This is a genomic window from Kitasatospora sp. NPDC057198, from assembly GCF_042670125.1.
Classification (GTDB): domain Bacteria; phylum Actinomycetota; class Actinomycetes; order Streptomycetales; family Streptomycetaceae; genus Kitasatospora.
In genome coordinates this window covers 1-1,799 of the sequence record NZ_JBHUWH010000812.1, presented here as the reverse complement: position 1 = coordinate 1,799, position 1,799 = coordinate 1, and the positions used below count along the sequence as shown (strand labels likewise).

The 1,799-nt window shown below is 77.1% G+C and carries 2 protein-coding genes; one reads left to right on the top strand and one right to left on the bottom strand.

All coding sequences use genetic code 11. The features are described from left to right. Nucleotides 1-692, bottom strand: a 692-nt coding sequence (locus tag ACFUEL_RS39265; protein ID WP_380242944.1) for a ComF family protein, incomplete at its 3' end; no start/stop codon positions are given. Nucleotides 693-1,055: 363 nt separating this feature from the next. Here ACFUEL_RS39265 and hpf point away from each other — a divergent pair. After that, a complete protein-coding gene (gene hpf, locus ACFUEL_RS39260; RefSeq protein ID WP_380242942.1) occupies nucleotides 1,056-1,748 on the top strand; it encodes a ribosome hibernation-promoting factor, HPF/YfiA family in 693 nt (230 codons plus the stop codon). Nucleotides 1,749-1,799: the final 51 nt, after the last annotated feature.

Genomic DNA, 1,799 nt, shown 5'->3' with positions numbered 1-1,799 from the left:
GCCGCCGCCCGCGGCGGGCAGCCCGCCGCGCGCAGCGCCCGGGCCGCCTCGGCCAGGCTCGCCCCGGTGGTGACCAGGTCGTCCACCAGCACCAGCCGGTGCCCGGCCAGCCGCCCGGCCAGCCGGGCCGGCACCGCCAGCGCCCCGTCCAGGTTGCGGTGCCGCTCGGCCGCGCCCAGGCCCGCCTGGTCGGCGACCGGGCGGCTGTGCCGCAGCACCGGCGCGACCAGGGTGGCCACGCCGCCGCGGCGCAGTTCGCGGGCGGCGGCCCGCGCCAGCCGCAGTGTCGGGTCGTGGCCGCGGGCCCGGGTGGCGGCGCGCGCCGAGGGCACCGGCACCAGCAGCAGCGGGGCGGCGCCCGCGCCGGTGGCCGAGCGCACGGCGGCGGCCAGCGCGGCGCCGAGCGGGGCGGCCAGCCGCAGCGCCCCGCGCTCCTTGTGGGCGAGCAGCAGGTGGCGCACCGGCCCGGCGTAGGGGGCGGCGGCGTGCACCGGGGGCAGGCCGGGCGGCGGGCGGTGCGGCCCGGCCGGGCCGGCGGCGGCCCCGTCGAGCAGCGCGCGGCAGGGCGGGCAGAGGCCGCTGAGGCCGCTCCCGCAGCCGGCGCAGCGGGCCGGGAGCAGCAGTTCGAGCAGGGCGGCGAGGACCTGGGCGGGGCCGGATCCGGGCTGGTGGGCGGTGCTGCGGCTCGTCACGGAACCCCTCCGGAACGCTCGCCGGTCGGCGACATCAGCCATACGGTGGGCGGTGCCGGGCGTGTTGTCCAGCCGTTCACCGGTGTTTCACCCGTAGGTGGGTAGACAGGGGGGAACAGCCGGACCGCCGACCGGACGCCGGTACGTTCGTTCGACTGGAGAGGCGAGATCCCCGCGTCAGGTGTTGCATGAGGTTCCCAGGGGTTTCGAACGCTCCTGGTGGGGAGGAAGTGAGGTAAGGGCCGGTGGTCCTCGCGGGTTCCCCGGGCGGAGTCCGGGGGCGGCGACCGACTGGTCCGGCTGGGTCTCACGCCGGTTCGGGACGCACTCCGGGCCGGTCAGCACGAGGGATCGGAGTTCTGCGTGGACATCGTCGTCAAGGGCCGCAAGACCGAGGTGCCCAAGAGGTTCCGCGAGCACGTGGCCGAGAAGCTGGAGAAGGTCCAGAAGTTCGACACCAAGGCGATCAGCCTGGACGTCGAGGTGTCCAAGGAGCCCAATCCGCGCCAGGCCGACCGCGCCGACCGGGTGGAGATCACCCTCCGCAGCCGCGGTCCGGTGATCCGGGCCGAGGCGTCCGCCAGCGACCCGTGGGCGGCGCTGGACCTGGCCTCCGCGAAGCTGGAGGCGCAGCTGCGCAAGTCCGCCGACCGCCGCCGGGTGCACAAGGGCGGGGTCAACGGGCGGACGCCGGTCAGCGTCGCCGCGGCGACCGCCGCGCTGGCCGACCTGCCCGCGACCGAGGCCGCCCCGAGCACCAACGGCACGGCCCGCAAGACCGTCGCGGGGAACCTGGAGGTGGAGGGCGACGGGCCGCTGGTGGTCCGCGAGAAGACCCACGCCGCGGCGCCGATGTCGCTGGACCAGGCGCTGTACGCGATGGAGCTGGTGGGCCACGACTTCTACCTGTTCCAGGAGAAGGACAGCGGGCTGCCGAGCGTGGTCTACCGCCGGCACGGCTACCACTACGGCGTGATCCACCTCAAGGAGGACATGACCGCCGCGGTGGACGCCGCCGGGGCGGGCGGCGCGATCAACGGCCCCGACGAGGACTGACGGCAGGCCCGCCCCGCGGCGGGCGGCGGGTGGCCCGGCGGCCGGTGCGGC